Origin of the sequence: Kitasatospora sp. NPDC058032, assembly GCF_042885845.1 — a bacterium.
Taxonomy (GTDB): Bacteria; Actinomycetota; Actinomycetes; order Streptomycetales; family Streptomycetaceae; genus Kitasatospora.
On the sequence record NZ_JBHVRK010000047.1, the window covers coordinates 1 to 22047 of the forward strand.

Consider the following 22047-nt stretch of genomic DNA (forward strand, 5'->3'; position numbering starts at 1 on the left):
TGACTTTTGGCACGCTGTTGAGTTCTCAAGGAACGGACGCTTCCTTCGAGCCGCCTTCCAGCGGGCCCTCCGGGCGCTTCGTTCTTTCGTGTTTCGAGCTTACCAGATCCGTTTTCCGGTTCTTAACCGGCGCTTTTCGCATCCGAAATCTGGTGTTAACCGCCGACTCGCGGCGACTCGACCAACCATAGCGGGTCCCCGGCCGGAGCGCGAATCGAGCCACGCCGGGCGTCACCCGGCCGGACGCGTGATTTGTTGCTCTCGCGAGCATATACAGCAATGGTCCCGATTCGCCAAGATGCCTGTAGAGTGCGGCGCATCGGCCAAGAGGACTAGACCAGTAGCGGTCGGCAAGATGGCCGGCCGGGGAGGGCGGCGGCACTGCCGAACGCCCGGGAATGTCAACGGATGTCCGAAGTTGACATGATTTAGGCTTCAGTCGATCGCCCAGCCGCGTTCGCGGCCGCTCGTCTGTACTGCGCACTTGGGAGGCTCAACCATGACCACTGTGACGTCGCCGCTGACCGGCAAGGTCGTCGGGCTCGCCGGCGTGCCGGACCCCGTCTTCTCGGGTGCGATGGTCGGCCCGGGCACCGCGATCGACCCCGTGCGTGAGCAGACCGAGGCCGTTGCTCCGGTCGACGGCGTGGTCGTGTCCATGCACCCGCACGCGTTCGTCGTCGTCGACGCGGACGGGCACGGCGTCCTGACCCACCTCGGCATCGACACCGTTCAGCTGAACGGCGAGGGCTTCGAACTGCTCGTCAGCAAGGGCGACACCGTCACCCGCGGCCAGGCCGTCATCAAGTGGGACCCGGCCGCCGTCGAGGCCGCCGGCAAGTCGCCGATCTCCCCGATCGTCGCCCTGGAGGCCTCGGCCGACGCGCTGGGCGAGGTTCTGGAGAGCGGGGAGGTCGCCGTCGGCGACGCCCTGTTCAGCTGGAGCTGACCTCTCCCCTCTTCTTTACCCGACACATCCGCCCCACCGCTCCGGTCGGGGCGGCCCGGCACACAGCGGTACCCGGCGGGGCCGCTTCGTCTACGGAGAGCAGGCATGGAGAAGACGCTGCGCGGCGTGGGTGTCAGCCACGGGGTCGCGATCGGCCAGGTGCGGCACATGGGGACGGCGGTGCTGGAGCCCCCGGCCACCCAGATCCCGACCGAGGACGCTCCGCGTGAGCAGGCCCGCGCCCAGGCGGCCGTCGAGGCGGTGGCCGCGGACCTGATCGCCCGCGGCAACCTGGCCGGTGGCGAGGCGCAGGCCGTGCTGGAGGCCCAGGCGCTGATGGCGCAGGACCCGGAGCTGATGGCCGACGTCTCCCGCCGGATCGCCGTCGGCAGCAGCGCCGAGCGCGGCGTCTACGACGCGTTCGCCGCCTACCGGGCGCTGCTCGCCTCCGCCGGGGAGTACCTGGCGGGCCGGGTGGCCGACCTGGACGATGTGCGCAACCGCATCGTCGCCCGGCTGCTGGGTGTGCCGATGCCGGGTGTGCCGGACAGCGACGAGCCCTACGTGCTGTTCGCCCGGGACCTCGCGCCGGCCGACACCGCGCTGCTGGACCCGACGCTGGTGCTCGGCTTCGTGACCGAGGAGGGCGGGCCGACCAGCCACAGCGCCATCCTGGCGCGGGCCATGGGCGTGCCGGCCGTGGTCGCGCTGCCGGGGGCGACCGAGGTCGCCGAGGGCACGGTCGTCGCCGTGGACGGCAGCTCCGGTGACGTGCTGGTCGAGCCGAGCGAGGAGAAGAGGGAGGAGTTGCGCCGGGTCGCCGCCGAGCGCAAGGCCGCGCTCGCCGCCTCCTCGGGCCCGGGTTCGACCTCCGACGGGCACAAGGTGCCGCTGCTGGCCAACATCGGCGGTCCGGCCGACCTGCCGTCCGCCCTGGAGGCGGGCGCCGAGGGTGTCGGGCTGTTCCGCACCGAGTTCCTCTTCCTGGACGACTCGGCGAAGGCGCCGAGCGAGGAGAAGCAGGTCGAGGCGTACCGCAAGGTACTGGAGGCGTTCCCGGAGAACCGGGTCGTCGTCCGGGTTCTCGACGCGGGTGCGGACAAGCCGCTGGACTTCCTGACCCCTGCCGACGAGCCCAACCCGGCGCTGGGCGTGCGCGGTCTGCGCACCCTGCTGGAGCACCCGGACGTGCTGCGGACCCAGCTGCGGGCGCTGGCGAAGGCCGCCGAGGGCCTGCCGGTGCACCTTGAGGTGATGGCCCCGATGGTGGCCGACCGCAAGGACGCCAAGGAGTTCGCCGCGGCGTGTCGCGAGGCGGGGCTGAGCGCCAAGTTCGGCGCGATGGTGGAGATCCCCTCGGCCGCGCTGCGGGCGCGCTCGATCCTCCAGGAGGTCGAGTTCCTGTCCCTGGGCACCAACGACCTCGCCCAGTACACCTTCGCCGCCGACCGGCAGGTCGGTGCGCTGGCCCGGCTCCAGGACCCTTGGCAGCCGGCGCTGCTCGACCTGATCTCGGCCGCCGCCGAGGCCGCGCAGGCCGAGGGCAAGAGCTGCGGCGTCTGCGGCGAGGCCGCCGCGGACCCGCTGCTGGCCGTGGTGCTGACCGGTCTCGGTGTCACCAGCCTGTCGATGGGCGCGGCGTCGATCCCCTATGTGCGGACCGCGCTGGCCAAGTACACGCTGGCGCAGTGCCGCCGGGCCGCCGAGGCGGCGCGGGCGGCGGACAGCGCCGAGGAGGCGCGGGCCGCGGCGCAGCAGGTGCTGTCGGGCGAGTGACCGCCTGACACCCGCCGTCGGGGAAGACGGAGTAGACGGAGAACATCCGGAGGGGCCCTTCCACTGTGGCTGTGGAAGGGCCCCTCCGGTGTGTCCCTCCGGTGTGGCGGCGGCTACTTGGCGGCGGCGCGGTCGCGGCGCAGCTGCTCGAACCAGCGCAGGTGGTCGAGGTTGTCGACGGAGCCGGGGTTGACGGCCTGGTCGAGCGGGGTGCCGGAGAGCAGGCGCTTCACCGGGACCTCGATGCGCTTGCCGGTCAGGGTGTGCGGCAGGCCGCGGACGGCGATGACCTCGTCCGGCACGTGGCGCGGGGAGAGTTCGGTGCGCAGCGAGGTGCGGATGCGGCCGATGAGGTCGTCGTCGAGTTCGGCGCCGGGGGTGAGGACGACGAACAGCGGCATCCAGTAGCCGCCGTCGGGCTCCTCGAGGCCGATGACGAGGGACTCGGCGATCTCGGGGAGACGCTCGACGACCTCGTAGATGTCCGAGGAGCCCATCCGGACGCCCTGGCGGTTGAGGGTGGAGTCGGAGCGGCCGTGGATGACGACGGTGCCGCGGGAGGTGACGGTGATCCAGTCGCCGTGGCGCCAGACGCCGGGGTACATGTCGAAGTAGCTGTCGTGGTAGCGCGTTCCCTCGGGGTCGTTCCAGAAGCCGGTGGGCATCGAGGGGATGGGCTTGGTGACGACGAGTTCGCCGACCTCGTCGGTGAGCGGCCGGCCGTTGACGTCCCAGGACTCCACGGCGGCGCCGAGGCAGGGGGCCTGGATCTCGCCGAGGTGGACGGGGAGGGTGGGGACGCCGCCGACGAAGCAGGAGCAGACGTCGGTGCCGCCGCTGACGGAGGCGAGCCAGACGTCCTCCTTCACCTCGTCGTAGATCCAGCGGAAGCCGTCGGGCGGCAGCGGGGAGCCGGTGGTGCCGATGCAGCGGACGGCGGAGAGGTCGAGGTCGCGGCCGGGGTGCAGGTCGGCCTTGCGGCTGGCGATGACGTAGGCGGCGGAGGTGCCGAGGACGGTGGCGCCGGTGCGGGCGGCGACGGACCAGAGGGCGCCGGTGACGGGATGGCCGGGGCTGCCGTCGTAGGTGACGATCGTGGATCCGACGAGGAGGCCGGCGATGAGGAAGTTCCACATCATCCAGCCGGTGGAGGTGTACCAGAGGAAGCGGTCGTCGGGGCCGAGGTCGAGGTGGAGGCCGGCCTGCTTGAGGTGCTCGACGAGGATGCCGCCCTGGCTCTGCACGATGGCCTTGGGCAGGCCGGTGGTGCCGGAGGAGTAGAGGACCCAGAGCGGGTGGTCGAAGGGGACCGGCTCGAACACCGGCTCGGTGTCGTCGGCGACCAGGTCGTCCCAGGTCAGCGCTCCCTCGGGGGCGGGGCCGCCGAGCAGGGGGACGTGCACGACGGTGCGCAGCGAGGGGAGTTCGCGGCGGAGTTCGGCGACCACCCCGGTGCGGTCGTGGTCCTTGCCGCCGTAGTGGTAGCCGTCGACGGCGAAGAGGACGACGGGCTCGATCTGCTGGAGGCGGTCGAGGACGCTGCGGGCTCCGAAGTCGGGGGCGCAGCTGGTCCAGACGGCGCCGACGGCGGCGGTGGCGAGGAGGGCGACGGCGGCCTGCGGGATGTTGGGCAGGTAGGCGCCGACCCGGTCGCCGGGGCGCACGCCGCGTGCCCGGAGGGCGGCGGCGAGGGAGCCGACCTGGCGGCGGAGCTCGGCCCAGGTGAGGACGACGGGCTCGTCCGTGGTCTCGTCGAGGTGGAGGATCGCGGGGCGGTCGGCCTTGGCGGCGTCCTCGCCGGCGCGCAGGGCGTGTTCGGCGTAGTTGAGGCGGGCGCCGGGGAACCAGCGGGCGCCGGGCATCGCGGGGTCGGCGAGGACGGCGTCGGGTGCCTCGGTGAAGCGGACGTCGTACCACTGGGTGACGGCGGTCCAGAAGCGGTCGAGGTCCTCGACCGACCAGGCGTGCAGGGCGGCGTAGCGGGCGGCGGCCTGCTCGTCGTCGGCGGCGGGTGCGAGCGGCGCGGCCGGGGCGCCGTGGTGCTCGGCGGCCCAGGCCTGGAAGGCCACGATCCCGGTGCCGGCGGCACGAGCGGGGTTGGGGCGCCAGAGCGGCTGGTCCTGGGGTGGGGTGCTCACGGTGGTGGTCTCCCGGCCGGTGATGAGGGCGGACGGGGGTGCTTGTGGCAGGGCCCGCGTCCGGTTGGGGGCTGTTGGAGCAGACCCTGCCATGTGATCGGCCGGTGCGCCAGGGTCTTCCCGGTGCTCGGAAGCGGCCCGGTCGCCTGGTCAGAGACGGGCGAACTCGCCGTTGAACCAGGAGCGGGAGACACGGGTGTGGAAGGGGAAGGCGAGCGGGGTCTCGGGGGTGGCGAGCTGCCAGCCGTCGGTCTCGTCGGTGGGGACGGAGGGCGGGAGGAGGGTGAGCGGGCGGGCGGGGAGCAGGCCGAAGAGGCAGAGGAAGCCGCCGTGGGTGTCGGAGTCGGTGGCGACCAGGGTGATGTCCGCGGCCTCGGCGAGGATGCCGGTCTCCTCGCCCAGTTCGCGCACGCAGGCCTGCTGCCAGCTCTCGCCGTAGTCGATGTAGCCGCCGGGGAGGGCGAGTTCGCCGTAGCCGGGTTCGATGGTGCGGCGGATCACCACCAGGCTCGGAGCGGTGTCGGCGGTGGTGACCGGGAGGAGGGTGACGACGACGGGCAGCGGGTTGCGGTAGCTGATCTCGGTGCAGCGGGGGCACGTCCGGGGCCAGGCGGAGGTGCCGGGCGGGTAGGGGGTGCCGCAGAAGTGGCAGTGGGAGTTGGCTTGGTGGCGCACCGTGCCGGCCTCGTAAGTCGTCATGGCCGGATGGTAGTGCGGCTGGGTGGGGCAGGGGCGGCGGTCGGCGATCGCGGGCCGGGACTGCGGTCAGGGACTGGGGTCAGGGACTGGGGTCGGGGTCGCTGCGGGTGGGGCGGAGCAGGGCGGGGTGGAGCAGGCGGGCGTCGCCGGCGTGGTAGGTGCGGGCGCGGGGGCCGCCGCGGGCGCCGCCGCGGTCGGTGGTGGTGCCGGTGCCCTCGACGAACCCGGGGACGGAGAGCACCTTGCGGTGGAAGTTGCCGGGGTGGAGCTTCTCGTCCCAGACGGCCTCGTAGACGGCCCGCAGCTCGGGGATGGTGAAGTCGTGGTGGAGGAAGGCGGTGGCCAGCGGGCTGTACTCGATCTTGGCGCGGGCGCGGTCGAGGCCGTCGGCGAGTATCCGGGCGTGGTCGAAGGCGAGCTCGATCGGGGTGAGGTCCGCCGGTTCGGTCGGCTCGGACGGCGCCGCGGGCTCGGTGGGGCCGGTGCGCCCGCCGACGCCACCCCCGTGGGTGTCGGCGGGCGCACCGGCGGTCTCGGACCGGCCCGGGGGCCGGAGGTCGAGGGCGGTGACGGGGTGCCAGGCGGCGTGCGCCGCGTCGGTGCCGGCCCGCGGGTCGGGCAGGTCCGGGGCGAAGGCGAGGTAGGCGACGGAGACCACGTGCATCCGCGGGTCGCGCTCGGGGGTGCCGTAGCTGCCGAGCTGTTCGAGGTGGATGCGGCTGAGGGCGGCCTCGGCGCCGACGGTGCCGTGCAGGCCGGTCTCCTCGGCGAACTCGCGGGCGGCGGCCTCCTCGAGGCTCTCCTCGCCGGCCCGCAGGAAGCCGCCGGGCAGCGCCCAGCGACCCTGGTAGGGCGGGAGGGCGCGCTCGACGAGCAGGACGTGCAGGCGGCCGTGGCGCAGGGTGAGGGCGACCACGTCGACCGTGACGGCGACCGGGGCGTAGGCGCGCGGATCGTAGGCGGCGAGCCATTCCTGCTCGGTGGTGTCCATGTACGCGCTCCTCTCACCCGGTGCGGCCGGTCGGGCGTCCTTCTCGGATTGAGCACAACGTAGCGACCCGTTGACTCCGCGGCAAATCATTTTCCGGCCACTCCCCCGCACTCCCCCGCGCACCGGCTCCTAGGCTGTGAGCAGGACGTTCGCCCGAGGAGGCCCCGATGGACGGACCGGACGCACCGGACTCCCCCGGCGCCCCCGCCGCACCGGGCTTCGCCGCCGCGTTGGCGGCCGGGCCGCTGGTACTGGACGGCGGGCTCTCCGAGCAGCTGGCGGCGGGCGGGTACGACCTGGCGGGCGCGCTGTGGTCGGCGCGGCTGCTGGCGGACGCGCCGGAGGCGGTCCGGGCGGCGCACCGGGCGTACTTCGCGGCGGGCGCGCGGGTCGCGATCACCGCGAGCTACCAGGCGAGCTTCGCCGGCTTCGCCCGGCGCGGGATCGGCCGCGCCGGGGCGGCCCGGCTGCTGGCGCGCAGCGTGGAGCTGGCGCGGGAGGCGGCGCGCGGGCTGTCGGGGCCGCGCCGGTGGGTGGCGGCGTCGGTCGGACCGTACGGGGCGGTGCTGGCGGACGGGTCGGAGTACCGGGGCCGGTACGGGCTGACGGCGGCCGAGCTGGAGGCCTTCCACCGGCCCCGGCTGGAGGTGCTGGCGGCGGCCGGCCCGGACGTGCTGGCGCTGGAGACGGTGCCGGACGTCGAGGAGGCGCGGGTGCTGCTGCGGGCGGTGCGCGGGCTGGGGGTGCCGGCCTGGCTGTCGTTCGGCGCGGCGGGCGGGCTGACCCGGGCCGGGCAGCCGCTGGCGGAGGCGTTCGCGCTGGCGGCGGAGGTGGACGAGGTGGTGGCGGTGGGGGTGAACTGCTGCACGCCCGAGGACGCGGACCGGGCGGTGGGCCTGGCGGCGCGGGTGTCCGGCAAGCCGGTGGTGGTCTATCCGAACAGCGGCGAGGGCTGGGACGCGGCGACCGGGGCGTGGTGCGGCGAGCCGACCTTCTCGGCGGACCGGGTGGCCGGGTGGCTGGCGGACGGGGCCCGGCTGGTGGGCGGCTGCTGCCGGGTCGGGCCGCCGGGGATCCGGGCGGTGGCCGCGGAGGTGGCGACGGCGGTGGCCGCGGGGGTGGCGACGCGGGCCGCGCCGACCCGGGCCGCCGGACGGCCGGACTGATCCCCCACCACCGGGGGTGCAGGGGCCGCCCCGGGCGGGGTTACCGAGGGGGAAGGTGCACGGACCGGGGACGGCCTGGCAGACTCGTGCCGTCACCACTGCGGTCGACAATGTCGACCGCCCCGTCAGTGCGGAGGTTCCCATGCCCGGCCCGATCCAGTCGCTCTCCCGGGCCGCCGCGATCATGCGCCTGCTGGCCGGCGGCGAGCGCCGCCTGGGCCTGTCGGAGGTCGCGACGGCACTGGGCCTGGCCAAGGGCACCGCGCACGGCATCCTGCGCACCCTCCAGCAGGAGGGGTTCGTGGAGCAGGACCCGGAGAGCGGCAAGTACCAGCTGGGCGCCGAGCTGCTGCGGCTCGGGCAGAGCTACCTGGACGTCCACGAGCTGCGGGCACGGGCCCTGGTGTGGGCCGACGACCTGGCCCGGGCGGCCGGCGAGACCGTCTACCTGGGGGTGCTGCACCAGCGTGGGGTGCTGATCGTGCACCACGTGTTCCGGCCGGACGACACCCGGCAGGTGCTGGAGGTCGGCTCGATGCAGCCGCTGCACTCCACCGCGCTGGGCAAGGTGCTGCTGGCCTACGACCCGGTGGCGCGCGGCGAGCTGGGCGACGGCCCGTTCGAGCCGTACACCGCGCGGACGCTGACCGAGTCGGCGGACGTGGACGCCGAGGCGGCGCTGATCCGCGAGCGCGGCTGGGCGGACTCGGTGGAGGAGACCTGGGAGGGCGTGGCCTCGATCGGCGCGCTGATCCAGGACCGGCGGCGCAACCCGGTGGGCGCGGTCTGCATCAGCGGCGCGGTCGAGCGGGTCTGCGAGGACGGCTTCGTGAAGCCCTCGCTGGTCGCGTCGGTGCGCAGCGCGGCCCGTGCGATCTCCCGGGACCTGGGCGCCGGGCGGTTCTGAGCGGCCGGCCGCGGAGCCTGCCGGAACCCCGGCGAAACGTTCACGCAGAGGCGCGGACGGGCGAAATGCCCGTCCGCGCCTTACCGTTTTGTCCAAAATTCCGATAGTCCATCCGGTAGCGCGGGGCAGCGCGACGAGCCAAGGGTCACAGCTGCGTAACCCGGCCTTGACGAGAGGGCGACCCGGGGAGGAAGCTTCCGCATGACGGTCGACATTGTCGAACGATGGCCGTGCGAATCGCACCCACAGAGCGCTCACCCGCCCGACGGTCCGCCCGGCCCCTGCCCCCACCCTCATCTCCGGGCCATATGGACAAGGGAGTCTTTGTGTCCGCGTTCTCCAACGGCGACGTTTTTGTCGGCGAAACCCTCGGCACCGCCGCGCTGATACTCCTCGGCGGCGGCGTCTGCGCCGCCGTGACCCTCAAGAAGTCGAAGGCCCTCAACGCCGGCTGGCTGGCGATCACCTTCGGCTGGGGCTTCGCGGTCCTGATCGCCGCCTACATGTCGGCTCCGAAGTCCGGCGCCCACCTCAACCCGGCCGTCACCATCGCGCTCGCCGTGAAGAGCGGCGAGTGGAGCCAGGTGCCGCTCTACCTCGGCTCCCAGCTGCTCGGCGCGATCATCGGCGCCGTGCTCGTCTGGGCCACCTACCTCGGCCAGTTCCAGGCCAACCAGGAGCCGACGCTCGGCATCTTCTCGACCGGGCCCGAGGTCCGGAACCCGGTCCAGAACGTCCTCACCGAGGTCATCGGCACCTTCGTGCTCTGCTTCGCGATCCTCACCATCGGCACCAACAACGGGCTCTCGCAGTCCGGCACGGGCACGCTGATGGTCGCCTTCACCGTGGTCGGCATCGGCCTCTCGCTGGGCGGCCCGACCGGCTACGCGATCAACCCGGCCCGCGACCTCGGCCCGCGCATCGCGCACTCCCTGCTGCCGATCCCGAACAAGGGCGGCTCCGACTGGTCCTACGCCTGGGTCCCGGTGGTCGGCCCGATCATCGGCGGCCTGCTGGCCGGCGGCCTGTACAACGCCATGTTCTGAGGCCGGGTTCGAACCCGCCGCGCACGGGGACTGACCACGGAGTCAGGCCCACCCACCCCGCAAACCCCCAGAGACCCGAGCCGAGGACCCTCATGACCCCCACGGGCAACTACATCGCCGCGATCGACCAGGGCACCACCTCCAGCCGCTGCATCATCTTCGGCGCCGACGGCCGGATCGTCTCCGTCGACCAGCAGGAGCACCGGCAGATCTTCCCCCAGCCCGGCTACGTCGAGCACGACGCCACCGAGATCTGGACCCGGGTGCAGTCGGTCGTCCGCGGCGCGCTGGAGAAGGCCGGCCTGACCAGGGACGACATCCGCGCCATCGGCATCACCAACCAGCGCGAGACCACCGTCCTGTGGGACCGGAAGACCGGCGAGCCGGTGCACAACGCGCTGGTGTGGCAGGACACCCGCACCGAGGCGCTCTGCCGCGAGCTGGGCCGCAACGTCGGCCAGGACCGCTTCCGCCGCGAGACCGGCCTCCCGCTGGCCAGCTACTTCGCCGGCCCCAAGATCCGCTGGCTGCTGGACAACGTCGAGGGCCTGCGCGAGCGCGCCGAGGCCGGCGACATCCTCTTCGGCACCATGGACACCTGGGTCATCTGGAACCTCACCGGCGGTGTCGACGGCGGCAAGCACGTCACGGACGTCACCAACGCCAGCCGCACCATGCTGATGAACCTGCACACCCTGCAGTGGGACGAGAAGATCGCCGAGTCGATGGGCGTGCCGATGGCCGTCCTGCCGGAGATCCGCTCCTCCGCCGAGGTGTACGGCGAGGCCGTCGGCGACCTGGCGGGCGTGCCGGTGGCCTCCGCGCTCGGTGACCAGCAGGCCGCGCTGTTCGGCCAGACCTGCTTCGACGAGGGCGAGGCCAAGTCCACCTACGGCACCGGCACCTTCCTGCTGCTCAACACCGGCGAGAAGGTCGTCAACTCCTACCACGGCCTGCTGACCACGGTCGGCTACCGGATCGGCGACCAGAAGCCGGTCTACGCCCTGGAGGGCTCGATCGCCGTCACCGGCTCCCTCGTCCAGTGGCTGCGCGACCAGCTCGGCATCATCTCCACCGCCGCCGAGATCGAGACCCTGGCCAACACGGTCGAGGACAACGGCGGCGCCTACTTCGTCCCGGCCTTCTCCGGCCTGTTCGCCCCGTACTGGCGCTCCGACGCCCGCGGTGTGATCGCCGGACTGACCCGGTACGTCACCAAGGGCCACCTGGCCCGGGCCGTCCTGGAGGCCACCGCCTGGCAGACCCGCGAGGTCGTCGACGCCATGCAGAAGGACTCCGGGGTCGAGCTCACCGCCCTCAAGGTCGACGGCGGCATGACCAGCAACAACCTGCTCATGCAGAACATCGCCGACGTCCTGGACGCCCCGGTCGAGCGCCCGTACGTGGCCGAGACCACCGCACTGGGCGCCGCCTACGCGGCCGGCCTGGCGGTCGGCTTCTGGAGCGACCTCGACACCCTGCGGGCCAACTGGCACCGCGCCGCCGAGTGGACCCCGCGGATGGACGAGGCCACCCGGGAGCGCGAGTACAAGAAGTGGCTCAAGGCCGTCGAGCGCACCATGGGCTGGGTGGAGGAGGAAGAGACCAACTGATCGCGACGCCGGTCGGGGCGCCTGCCCCGGCCGGCCCGCTCCCGTTTCACACCGGCCCGCCGCACCGGGCCGACCGGCCTCTCCGCAGGGGCCGTACGCACACCGAGAGGAGTAACGGCGCCGCCCGACCCGCGCGCCGTACACACACCATGGCAACCATTCCGACCCTGGGCGCCGAGCTGACCGCCGGCCGCACCGCCTCCCGCGCCGAGACCCGCGAACTGCTCGGCAAGGCCACCTACGACCTGCTGGTGATCGGGGGCGGCATCCTCGGCACCGCCGTCGCCTGGACCGCGTCCCAGGCCGGTCTGAAGGTCGCCATGGTCGACGCCGGCGACTTCGCCGGCGCCACCTCCAGCGCCTCCTCGAAGCTCGTCCACGGCGGTCTGCGCTACCTGCAGACCGGCGCGGTCAAGCTGGTCGCCGAGAACCACAAGGAGCGCCGCGCGCTCTCCACCGACGTCGCCCCGCACCTGGTCAACCCGCTGACCTTCTTCGTGCCGGTCTACAAGGGCGGCCCGCACAGCGCGCCCAAGCTCGGCGCCGGCGTGTTCCTGTACTCGGCGCTCTCCGCCTTCCGCGACGGCATGGGCCGGGTCTCCACCGCCGCGCACGCCGCCCAGCAGGTGCCCGCGCTGCGCACCGAGGGCCTGCGCTCGGTGGCCGTCTACGGCGACCACCAGATGAACGACTCGCGCGTCGCGGTGATGACCGTGCGCGCCGCCGTCGAGGCCGGCGCGGTCGTGCTCAACCACGCCGAGGTCACCGGCCTGCGCTTCACCGGCGGGCGGGTCACCGGCGCCGAGCTCAAGGACCGCATGGACGGCACCGAGTTCGGCGTGGACGCCCGCCTGGTGCTCAACGCCACCGGCCCCTGGGTCGACCACCTGCGCCGGATGGAGGACGCCGGCGCCGCGCCGTCGATCCGGCTGTCCAAGGGCGCCCACGTGGTGGTCAAGCGCCGCTCCCCGTGGCGTGCCGCGCTGACCATCCCGATCGACAAGTACCGCGTCTCCTTCGCCATCCCGTGGGAGGACCACGTCCTGCTCGGCACCACCGACGAGGAGTACACCGGCGACCCGAAGGACGTCCGGGCCACCGAGGCGGACGTCGACCAGATCCTCGGCGAGGCCGGGCACGCGATCCGCGACGAGCACCTCGACCGCGACCTGATCACCTACACCTTCGCCGGTCTGCGGGTGCTGCCCGGCGGCCCGGGCGACACCGCCGCCGCCAAGCGCGAGACGGTCGTCACCGAGGGCAAGGGCGGCATGCTGTCGGTCGCCGGCGGCAAGTGGACCACCTACCGCCACATCGGCCGCACCGTGCTGGAGAAGCTGGCCCACGTGCCCGGCACCTCGCTCGGCGAGGACATCTCCCCGATCGCCCCGACCGTGCCGCTGCCGGGCGTCGGCGCGCCGAACGCCGTGGCGCACCGCCTGCTGATCGACCGTGAGCCCGGCTCGCGGATGGAGCCGCTGGTCGCCAAGCACCTGGCCGGCCACTACGGCACGCTGTCCTTCGACATCGCCCGGATGATCGACGAGAACCCGGAGCTCGGCCGGCCGATCCACGAGGACGGCCCGGACGTCTGGGCGCAGGTCGCCTACGCGGCCGACCACGAGTGGGCGTACACGGCGGACGACGTGCTGCGCCGCCGCACCACGATGACCGTCCGCGGCCTGGACACCCCGGAGGTCCGTGCCGAGGTCGAGGCCTTCCTCGCGAAGCGTGGAACCAAGTAGGCACAGCCTCGCGAAGCGTGGAGCCACGTAGGCGCCGACACGCACCGGACTCGACGGGCGGGCACCCCTGGGCTGGGGGTGCCCGCCCGTCGGCATGTCCGCCGACCTGCGGAAACGGTCCCAGGACGACACGAACGAACGGGCGGGCGCTCCACGAGGGAGCGCCCGCCCGTTCGGCGTGCTGCGGGACGACCCGCTAGATGACCAGGCTGAGCGGCATGATCAGGGCGATCGCGACCACCGAGATCACCGTCTCCATCGCCGACCAGGACTTCAGCGTCTGGCCGACGCTCATCCCGAAGTACTCCTTCACCAGCCAGAAGCCGGCGTCGTTGACGTGCGACAGGAACAGCGAGCCGGCACCGATGGCCAGCACCAGCAGGGCCGCGTGGGTGGAGGACATGTCCGCCGCCAGCGGGGCCACGATGCCGGCCGCGGTGATGGTGGCGACCGTCGCCGAGCCGGTGGCGAGGCGGATCAGCACCGCGATCAGCCAGCCGAGCAGCAGCGCCGAGATGTGCCACTTGGACGACCACTCGCTGACCGCGTTGCCGACGCCCACGTCGATCAGGGTCTGCTTGAAGCCGCCGCCGGCGCCGACGATGAAGACGATGCCGGCGATCGGGCCGAGCGACTTGCCGACGGTGTCGGAGACCCGGGCCCTGTCGAAGCCGGCGGCCTTGCCCAGGGTCACCATGCCGAGCAGGGTCGCCGCGAGCAGGGCGATCAGCGGGGAGCCGACGAAGTCGAGGACCCGCTGCGGCAGCGCCTTGGGGTCGTCGATCACGACGTCCGCCAGCGCCTTGCCGAGCATCAGCACGACCGGCAGCAGGATGGTCGCCAGCACGGCGCCGAAGGACGGGGTGTGCTCGCGCTCGGCCGTCTCCACCGGGGTGGCGGCCTGCGGGATCTCCAGCGGGCCGACCCAGCGCTCGGCGACGCGGGCGAACAGCGGACCGGCGATGATCAGCGTCGGGACGGCGATCAGCAGGCCGAGCGCCAGGGTGATGCCCAGGTCGGCCTTGAGCGCGTCGACGGCGACCAGCGGACCGGGGTGCGGGGGCACCAGGCCGTGCAGCACGGACAGGCCGGCCAGCGCGGGGATGCCGATCCGCATCAGCGGGACGTTGCCACGGCGGGCCACCAGCAGCACGATCGGGATCAGCAGCACCACGCCGACCTCGAAGAACAGCGGCAGGCCGAGCACGGCGGCGATCAGCGCCATCGCCCAGGGCAGCGCCTTGGGCCCGGAGCGGGAGAGCACGGTGTCGGCGATGATGTTCGCGCCGCCGGAGTCGGCGAGCAGCTTGCCGAGCATCGCGCCCAGGCCGATCAGCAGGCCGACGCCGGCCACGGTGGAGCCGAAGCCGGTGGAGAAGCTGGTGAGCAGCTTGTCGAACGGCGCGCCCGCGACGGCGGCCAGCAGGCCGGAGCCGAGGGTCAGGGCCAGGAACGGGTGCAGCTTCAGCTTGGTGATCAGCAGCACGATGGCGCCGATGCTGAGCAGCACCGCGATCAGCAGCTGGCTGTCGCTGCTGGTGTGCGGGAGGGCCGGTGGGGCGGCCGCGAGCACCGCGAGGGTGGGGGACGGGGTCACGCGAGGTCTCCATTGACGGGCCGCAGCAGGGCGACGGCCTTCTCGACGAGTTCTTCGGGGGTCGGCCCGACGTCCAGGACGGCGCCGCGCTCGTCCGGGCCGAGGGGTTCCAGGGCGGCGTACTGGGAGCCGAGCAGCGCCGGCGGCATGAAGTGGCCGGTGCGGTGGGAGAGCCGGTCCTCGACCAGCTCGGTCCGGCCGCTCAGGTGCAGGAACCAGGCGTCCGGGCAGGCCGCGCGCAGCAGGTCGCGGTAGCCGTGCTTGAGCGCCGAGCAGGTGACCACGCCGCCGGTGCCGGCCTCGGTGCGCTCCTTCAGCCAGGCGCCGATGGCGCGCAGCCAGGGTTCGCGGTCCTGGTCATCCAGCGGGATGCCGGCCGACATCTTGGCGATGTTGGCGGGCGGGTGGAAGTCGTCCGCCTCGGCGAAGGGGAGCCCGAGGCGGTCGGCCAGCAGGCGGGCCAGGGTGGTCTTGCCGACACCGGAGACGCCCATCACCACGATGGTGAGGGGCGCACTGGGGGTGTCGTGGTTCTCGACGCTGAGAGCCATGTGGGTGGTGCTCCTTCGTTGCCTGGCCGCCACTATCGCCTCAAAGATATGACGTATTCAAGTAGCAGAAACCAAATCGTCATACTTTTAATCCCGCCGGTTCGACGGCCGGGGGCGGCGGCACCGGGCGGACGGCCGAGGTCTAGGCTGGCGGGATGGAGATCCAGGGGCTGCCCGGCCGACTGCTCGCCGAACTGGGGCCGGCCATCGCGTCCGGGGAGCTCGCCGAGGGCGCGGTGCTGCGCGCCGAGGAGCTGGAGGAACGGTTCGGGGTCTCCCGGACGGTGGTCCGCGAGGCGGTCCGGATCCTGGAGGGGATGCACCTGGTGGCCTCCCGCCGCCGGGTCGGCATCACCGTGCAGCCCAAGGCGGACTGGGACGTCTTCGATCCGCTGGTGATCCGCTGGCGGCTGGCCGGCGCCGACCGGCCCGCCCAGCTGCGCTCGCTCGGCTCACTGCGGCTCGCCGTGGAGCCGGCCGCGGCGGCGCTCGCGGCCCGGCACGCCACCGACGACGAACGGCGCCGCCTCAGCGCGCTGGCGGTCGAGTTGACGATGACCGCGCGCGCCGCCGACCTGCCCGCCTTCCTCCAGCACGACATCGACTTCCACGCCATCGTGCTGCAGGCCTCGCGCAACGAGATGTTCGCCCACCTCCGGGAGACCGTCGGTGCGGTGCTGACCGGCCGGACCGAGTACCATCTGATGCCCCATCAGCCGGAGCCGTACGCGATCCGGCTGCACCGCGAGGTCGCCGAGGCGGTCTGCGCGGGGGACGCCGAGCAGGCGGAGCGGGCGATGCGGACCATCGTCGAGGGCGCGCTGGCCGAGCTGAACGAGCAGCTCGACTGACGGGTGGCTCGTTCGGCGGGCGACTCGGCCCACGGGGCAGCCCGGGATCCGATGGACTGTTCGACACCTTCCGGGCCGGATCGAACGATTTGATGTCGGTTCGGGGGATTCGCGCGCATGGTCCGGGTACGACAGGGCAGAGTGGAGCGCAGGGGGCGTAGACTCGGCGCCCGCCGCGCTCGTGTCCGCCGCCCGTCCGCGCCTGGGGGTCGCCCGATGCCAACCGCCCGCCGTCGCCGCCGTCTTCCCGACGAGGTCCGCAGGGCCGTCGTCCGAGCGGTGCTCTGCCTGTCCTTCACCATGGTGGGCGTCGTGGTGGCGACGCTGTCCTCGTACGCCGACAGCTGGTTGATGACGCCGGCCCTGATGGCGATGGGGGTCGGGGTGTTCGGAACGATGTGGTGCCTGCTGGAGATCCTGATCTCCCGCCAGGTCGCCGCCCAGCGGATGCGCGCGCCGAACTCCGCCTCGCCGATGGCCGGCAGCCGCGCCCCGGCGGGGAACCCGCAGCAGTCGCCGCCGCGCCCTCCGCAACCGCGGCCCCAGCAGCAGCCGTACCCGCCGTACCAGCAGCACCCGCAGCGCCCCCGCCAGCCGCAAGCGCAACCGCCCCACCAGCCCCCGGCCGGGCCGCCGTACCCGGGCGGCCCGGCGCCGCGTCAGGCGGGGCTGACCACCCGGTAGTGGGTGGTCGGCCGGCCGTCGTCGTCCAGCAGGTGGAAGGCGAGCATCGGCGGCTGGTCGAAGGCGATGCCCGCGCCGCCCTCGCAGGGCAGCGTCACGGTGGAGGCCACGCCCGGCGCGACCAGGACCGGCAGCCCCGCGAAGACGGTGGCCGCCGCGGTGTGCGCGTGACCGCAGAGCAGCGCCCGCACGCGGGGGTGGCGCTCCAGCACCTCGGCCAGCCGGTCCTCGCCGAACTGCCGGATCGGGTCCACGTACGGCAGGTGCAGGGTGACCGGCGGGTGGTGGAAGGCCACCAGGGCGGGCACCTCGGTCCGCCCGGAAGCGAGTTCGCCGTCCAGCCAGCCGAGCGTGGCGTCGTCCAGCAGGCCGTCGTGCCGGCCGGGGATCGAGGAGTCGAGCATCAGCACGTCCACCCCGGGCAGCGCGTGCAGCCGGTTGACCGGGCCGCCGGACGGCGCCTCGCCGAGCAGCACCTCCCGGTAGGGCTCGCGGGCGTCGTGGTTCCCCGGGCAGATCAGCACCGGGTGCCGGGAGGTCAGCACCTCGGCGACCTCCCGGTACTCGGCGGCCAGCCCGTGGTCGGCGAGGTCTCCGGTGACCAGCACGGCGTCCAGCGGGCCGGGCAGCGCGTCGACGTACGCCACCACCTGCTCGGCCCGCCGCCGGGCGCGCTCCCCCGCGTCGCCTCGGTGGTCCTGGCCCAGGTGGATGTCACTGAAGTGAGCGATCGTCAGCATGCCCCCACGCTAGGGCCCGTCACGACGAGGCGGGAACCTCCGCCGGGCGCTTGAACATCCGGGTGGCGGTGATCTCGCCGTGGATGGCCGGGCCGTCCGGGTCCTGCGGGGCGGGCAGGCCCGGCCGCAGGTGCTCCTCCACCGAGATGTACTTGAGGCCGGCCCGCAGGTCGGCGTCGTTGCGCAGCCGGATGACCAGCGGGAACTCGGCGAGCGCGGTGGTGTCGAACAGGCCGGTGGTGTAGATCAGCTGGACGCCGAGGGCGTCGGCCACCGCGCGTTGGAGCTCCAGCAGGTAGGTGGCGTTGGCACGGCCGATCGGGTTGTCGAGGAACAGCGTGCCCGCGTGCCGCAGCTGGGACTGGCCGCGGTCGTTGGCGCGCAGCGCCGCCATCGTGCAGTACAGCGCGATGGCCGCGGTGAGCAGCTGGCCGCCGGAGAACACATCGGACATCTGGCCGACGCTCACCCGCTCGGCGCGCAGCACCGCGTCCGGCTTGAGGATCTCGACGGCCACGCCCTTGGGGCCGATCGCGGCGGCGACGCCGCGCAGCAGCAGGGACATGCCGTCGCGGCGCAGGTCGCTGTTCTTGCGGACGGCGGCGCGGGTGGCCTCGTCGATGACCTCGCCGAGGCGCTCGACCAGGCTCGCGTGGTCCGGGTCCTCGAAGCGGATCCGCAGGAACTCCTGACCGGACCACTCCCCCAGTCCCTCGGGCAGCCGGGAGAGCCGCTGGGCGGCGCGCAGGGTGGCCAGCGAGGACTCGACCAGGCCGCGCAGCCGGTCGACGATCGAGCCGCGGTTGCGTTCCAGCTGGGCGAGTTCGTCGGTGAGCACGCGCAGCCGGGGCGCGAAGGCGGCGGCCCAGTTGGCGGCGTGGTCGGGCAGCGCGGAGGCGGGCAGTTCGCGGATCTGCTGGCGGGCGGGGGTGCGCACGGCCTCGTAGCGGGCGGCGTTGGCGTGCCGGACCAGGGCGTCCGAGGCGTCGCGGACGGCGAGTTCGGCGGAGGACAGCTCGCCGGCGGCGGTGCGCAGGGCACGGCGGGCCTCGGCGGCGGCGGTGCGGGCGTCGGCGAGCGGGCCGAGGTAGGGCTCGACCAGGGTCTCGGAGTCGTCCTGCTGCTCGCGCAGGCCGTCGCGGAGCTGGCCGGCGTGCTCGTCGAAGTCGGCGGCGGCGGTCTGGGCGGCGTCGAGGGTGCGCTGGAGGTCGGCGTGCGCGGTGCGGGCGGTGTCGACGGCCTCGCGGCGTTCGGCGAGCCGGCTGGTGGCGCTGCGCAGCAGGGTCTGGGCGTGCTCGGGGTCGGCGGGGACGAGGTCCTCGGGCAGCTCGGTGTGCGACTCGCCGTCGGCGGGGGCGGAGCGTTCGGCCTCGCCGCGCAGCCGGCCGAGCTGCTCGCTGGCGGCGGCGGCGCGGGCCTCGATGGTGGCGACGAGTTCCTCGGCGCGGGCGGCGGCGGCCTGGCGGGCCGGGCCGTCGGCGCCGTCGGGGCTGTTGAGCAGTTCCTCGGCGCGGCTGCGGACCTTGTTGGTGAGGCGGTCGAGTTCGGCCGCGGCGGCGGCCTCGTCGCCCTCGGCGCGGGCCTGTTCGGCGCGCAGGTCGGCGCCGACGCCGACCTTCTCGTAGAGCTGGGCGGCGGAGCGGTAGGCCTCGCGCAGCTCGGGCAGCGCGGCGGGGGCCGTTTCGGCGGGCTCGTCGGACTGCTCGGCGGCGGAGATCTCGGCCCGTTCGGCCCGCAGCGCGCGCCCGGTGCGACGGGCGTCGTCGGCGGCACGCTGAACGGCGCGGCGGTCCTCGTCGCAGGTGCGGGCGCGTTCGGCGCAGACGGCCTGACGGCGGTCGCACTCGGCGGCGTCCTCGGCGAGTTCGCGCCGGCGGCGGCTCCAGTTGGCGCGCTCGCGCAGCCGGAAGGCGAGGCCGGAGAGAGCGTCGGCGCGGCGGCGGGCGCGCTGGGCGACCTCCCGGTGCTCCTCGTGGGCGACGGCCGCGGCGGCCTGGTCGGTCTCGGCCTCGTCGTGCTCGGCGCGCAGCGTGGCGAGGGCGGCGGCGGCCTGCTCGGCGTGCTCGCGGGCGGCCTCGGCGGCGGCGGCGAGTTCGGCGAGGGTGCCGGGCGGGCAGCTGGCGTGCCAGGAGGCGAGGCGGGCGGCGAGCGCGCGGTCACCGCCGAGGCGGGCGGCGAGTTCGCGGATGTGCTCCTCGCGGGCGGTGGCGCGGGCGCGCAGTTCGCGGCGCTCGTCGTCGGCGGCGGACTCGTCGTGCATGGCCGGGTTCGGCGGCACCAGGAAGAACGCGGGCTCGTCGGTGATCGGGGCGATCAGCGAGGCGGCGGCGCCGACGGCGACGGTGGAGCGGGGCAGCAGGGCCGCGGAGCGCAGCGCCTCGCGGGCCCGGTCCAGGGAGTTGGGGTCGGTGACGACGACGCCGTCGACGAGCTCGGGGCGGGCGGCGAGGATCGCCTCGTGGTCGGCCGGGTCGACGGACTGGGCGAGGTAGCGCCAGCCGGGCAGTGCGGGGATGCCGTGCTCGGCGAGGTACTCGACGGTGGCGAGCACGTCGGGGCCGGGCGGCAGCAGGCCGCCGTCGCCGAGCGCGGCGAGGATCCGGGAGTCGTCGGCGGCGGCGGTGCGCAGGTCGAACAGGGTGCGTTCGGCGGTGGCGATGGCCTCGTCGAGCAGTTCGCGCAGGTACTCGGCGTTGCGGTCGAGGACGGCGGGGGTGAGGAAGCCGGCGTCCTCCTCGGCGCCGTCCTGGTAGGGGGTGAGCGAGAGCAGGTCGGCGAGCCGGGGCTCGGTGGCGAGCAGGGCGGCGGTGCGCTGCTCGGTGGCGAGCGCCTGGGCGGCGGCCTTGCGGGCGTCGGTGGCGCGGGCGGCGGCGAGTTCGGCGCGGCCGGTGGCGGCGGCGGTCTCGCGCAGCCGGGTCGACGCGGACTCGGCGGCGGTGCGGGCCTGGGCGAGGGCGGCGGCGGCGGACTTCTCGACGTCGGCGGCGTGCAGGGCGGCGCGGGCCGGGTCGACGTCCCCGTCGGTGTCGATGAAGCCGGCCTCGACGGCGGCGGCGGTCTCCTGCTCGACCTCGGCGAGGCGCTGGCGCAGGTGCTCGGCCTCGCTGCGGGCCTTCTGGGCGGCGGTGGCGGCCTCGGTGGCGTCGCTCTGGGCCTTGGAGCCGTCGGCCTGGAGTTCGGCGGCGCGCTGCTCCTCGGTGTCGGCGCGCTCCTCGGCCGCGGCGGCGGCGCCCTCCAGGGCGCGGGCCAGGGCGGTGGCGGCGCGGGCCCGGGCGGCGAGCGCGGGGGCGGCGTCCAGCTCGGCCTCGCGGATCGCGACGGCGACCCGGCTCACCCGGTCGGCGGCGGCGCGGTGGCGCAGCACGGCCTCGGCGGCCTGCCAGGCGGAGTGCAGGGTGCGGGCGTCGGTGAGTTCGCGGCGCAGCGCGGCGGCCTCGGAGGTGGCGGCGGCCAGGGCCAGCGAGGCGTGCCGGTGGGTGAGTTCGGCGGCGATCAGGGTGTGCCGGGTGCGGTCGCTCTCGGCGGCGGTGACGGCGCCCGCGGCGGCGGCGACCTCGACCGCGAGGTCCTCGGCGCGGTCGCGTTCGGCGGCGGCGCGGGAGGCGAGGGCGTGGGCGAGCCGGCGGGTGCGGCGTTCGGCGGTGCGGTGCGCCTCGCGGACGGTCTCGCGGGCGGTGGTGGACTCGGCGATCCGCTCCAGCAGTTCCAGGGAGCCGGCGGTGAAGTCGCGTTCGGCGGTGAGTTCGGAGCGCAGGCCGAGCTTGGCGGCGAAGCCGTGGACGAGGTCGGCGAGGCCGTCGGTGTCCCGGGTGTCGGTGACGGCGCGCAGCAGCAGGTCAGTGAAGTCCTTGTCCTGCTTGACCGCGAAGAGGCCGGCCGCCTCGCCCTCGTCGGCGTTCATCTCGCGCTGGTAGCGGAAGAGTTCGGGGTCGAGGCCGAGCTCGCCGAGGTGTTCGGTCCAGCGGTCGTGGCCGTCCTCGAAGACCAGGTCGAGGTGGGGGTGGGCCTTGCCGGCCTCGGTGAGGGCGTCGCGGAAGCCCTTCATGGTGCGGCGGCGGCCGCGGGCCTTCTGGTCGCCGGCCAGGCTGACCCGCTCGGCGACCGGCAGGGAGTCGAGGGTGAGGCCGGCGCCGGGGCGGAAGGAGTACCAGGTCTCGGCGAACTTGCGCGGGTCGGAGGAGACCTGCCGGCCGCGCCACTCACTGACCTTGCCGACCACGATCAGCTCGCCGGTGACGGTGTGCTGCCACTCCAGGGCGACGTGGCCGCAGTCGTCGGCGAGCAGGAACTTGCGGAGCACCCCGGAGCTGGCGCCGCCGAGGGTGTTGCGGTGGCCGGGGAGCATGACCGAGAAGATCAGCTTGAGCAGGACGGACTTGCCGCCGCCGTTCTCCAGGAAGAGCACGCCGGCCGGGGCGGGGCGGCGGACCGGGCCCTCGGTGTCCTCGCCGAACAGGCCGATCTGCTGGGGAGCCGGATCGGCGACGGGCTCGCCGACGCCGCGCAGGTCGAGCACCGTGTCGGCGTAGCGGGCGCCGGCCGGTCCGATCGAGTAGAGGCGGACCCGGTTGAGCTCGTACATGTGCGGCGGTTC

At 74.0% G+C, this 22047-nt stretch carries 16 protein-coding genes; 9 read left to right on the forward strand and 7 right to left on the reverse strand.

Translation table 11 applies throughout. The annotated features are described in order from the left end of the window. Positions 1-499 precede the first annotated feature (499 nt). Positions 500-949 (forward strand): PTS glucose transporter subunit IIA, encoded by a 450-nt coding sequence (locus ACFVUH_RS36375; protein WP_355369727.1) that lies wholly within the window; start codon positions 500-502, stop codon positions 947-949. Between the two features lie 105 nt (positions 950-1054). After that, positions 1055-2725 carry a phosphoenolpyruvate--protein phosphotransferase gene (ptsP, locus tag ACFVUH_RS36380; protein ID WP_387917855.1) on the forward strand — a complete coding sequence of 557 codons (1671 nt, stop codon included), beginning with the start codon at positions 1055-1057 and terminating at the stop codon, positions 2723-2725. 113 nt (positions 2726-2838) lie between these two features. On the opposite strand, the gene ACFVUH_RS36385 is transcribed toward ptsP, so the two are convergent. The 3 genes from ACFVUH_RS36385 to ACFVUH_RS36395 form a co-directional block, all read right to left on the reverse strand. After that, entirely contained in the window at positions 2839-4956 is a 2118-nt protein-coding gene (locus ACFVUH_RS36385) for an acetoacetate--CoA ligase (protein ID WP_387917857.1), read from the reverse strand. 57 nt (positions 4957-5013) lie between these two features. Continuing rightward, a complete protein-coding gene (locus tag ACFVUH_RS36390) occupies positions 5014-5562 on the reverse strand; it encodes an NUDIX domain-containing protein (RefSeq protein WP_387917859.1) in 549 nt (182 codons plus the stop codon). Between the two features lie 79 nt (positions 5563-5641). Next, entirely contained in the window at positions 5642-6553 is a 912-nt protein-coding gene (locus ACFVUH_RS36395; RefSeq protein WP_387917860.1) for an NUDIX domain-containing protein, read from the reverse strand. A gap of 167 nt (positions 6554-6720) precedes the next feature. Between ACFVUH_RS36395 and mmuM the strand changes: the two genes are divergently transcribed. From mmuM to ACFVUH_RS36420, 5 genes are all read left to right on the forward strand, one after another. Further along, positions 6721-7719 carry a homocysteine S-methyltransferase gene (gene mmuM, locus ACFVUH_RS36400; protein ID WP_387917862.1) on the forward strand — a complete coding sequence of 333 codons (999 nt, stop codon included), beginning with the start codon at positions 6721-6723 and terminating at the stop codon, positions 7717-7719. A gap of 142 nt (positions 7720-7861) precedes the next feature. Continuing rightward, positions 7862-8626: an IclR family transcriptional regulator gene (locus ACFVUH_RS36405; RefSeq protein ID WP_355369739.1), complete on the forward strand. Its 765-nt coding sequence runs from the start codon at positions 7862-7864 to the stop codon at positions 8624-8626. A gap of 308 nt (positions 8627-8934) precedes the next feature. After that, positions 8935-9672: an MIP/aquaporin family protein gene (locus tag ACFVUH_RS36410; protein WP_387917864.1), complete on the forward strand. Its 738-nt coding sequence runs from the start codon at positions 8935-8937 to the stop codon at positions 9670-9672. A 92-nt stretch (positions 9673-9764) separates the two neighbouring features. Next, the gene (gene glpK / locus ACFVUH_RS36415; protein ID WP_355369743.1) at positions 9765-11285 is read left to right on the forward strand and encodes a glycerol kinase GlpK; all 1521 of its coding nucleotides are present in this window, start codon (positions 9765-9767) and stop codon (positions 11283-11285) included. A 149-nt stretch (positions 11286-11434) separates the two neighbouring features. Beyond that, the gene (locus ACFVUH_RS36420; protein ID WP_387917866.1) at positions 11435-13030 is read left to right on the forward strand and encodes an FAD-dependent oxidoreductase; all 1596 of its coding nucleotides are present in this window, start codon (positions 11435-11437) and stop codon (positions 13028-13030) included. A gap of 196 nt (positions 13031-13226) precedes the next feature. Here ACFVUH_RS36420 and ACFVUH_RS36425 read toward each other — a convergent pair whose 3' ends face one another. Next, positions 13227-14627, reverse strand: a complete 1401-nt coding sequence (locus ACFVUH_RS36425) for a GntP family permease (protein WP_387917868.1) — start codon at positions 14625-14627, stop codon at positions 13227-13229. Further along, positions 14624-15178, reverse strand: coding sequence for a gluconokinase (locus tag ACFVUH_RS36430; protein ID WP_355369749.1), 555 nt, complete (start codon positions 15176-15178; stop codon positions 14624-14626). The genes ACFVUH_RS36425 and ACFVUH_RS36430 overlap by 4 nt, the downstream gene beginning before the upstream one ends. 155 nt (positions 15179-15333) lie before the next feature. On the opposite strand from ACFVUH_RS36430, the gene ACFVUH_RS36435 reads away from it, so the two are divergent. Further along, positions 15334-16029, forward strand: coding sequence for an FCD domain-containing protein (locus tag ACFVUH_RS36435; RefSeq protein ID WP_355369751.1), 696 nt, complete (start codon positions 15334-15336; stop codon positions 16027-16029). Between the two features lie 216 nt (positions 16030-16245). Further along, on the forward strand, positions 16246-16713 hold the full coding sequence (locus ACFVUH_RS36440) for a hypothetical protein (RefSeq protein ID WP_387917870.1): 468 nt from the start codon (positions 16246-16248) through the stop codon (positions 16711-16713). On the opposite strand, the gene ACFVUH_RS36445 is transcribed toward ACFVUH_RS36440, so the two are convergent. Further along, positions 16689-17453 carry a metallophosphoesterase gene (locus ACFVUH_RS36445; protein ID WP_387917871.1) on the reverse strand — a complete coding sequence of 255 codons (765 nt, stop codon included), beginning with the start codon at positions 17451-17453 and terminating at the stop codon, positions 16689-16691. The genes ACFVUH_RS36440 and ACFVUH_RS36445 overlap by 25 nt on opposite strands. A 19-nt stretch (positions 17454-17472) precedes the next feature. Continuing rightward, a complete protein-coding gene (locus ACFVUH_RS36450) occupies positions 17473-22035 on the reverse strand; it encodes a hypothetical protein (protein ID WP_387917872.1) in 4563 nt (1520 codons plus the stop codon). Between the last annotated feature and the right edge of the window lie 12 nt (positions 22036-22047).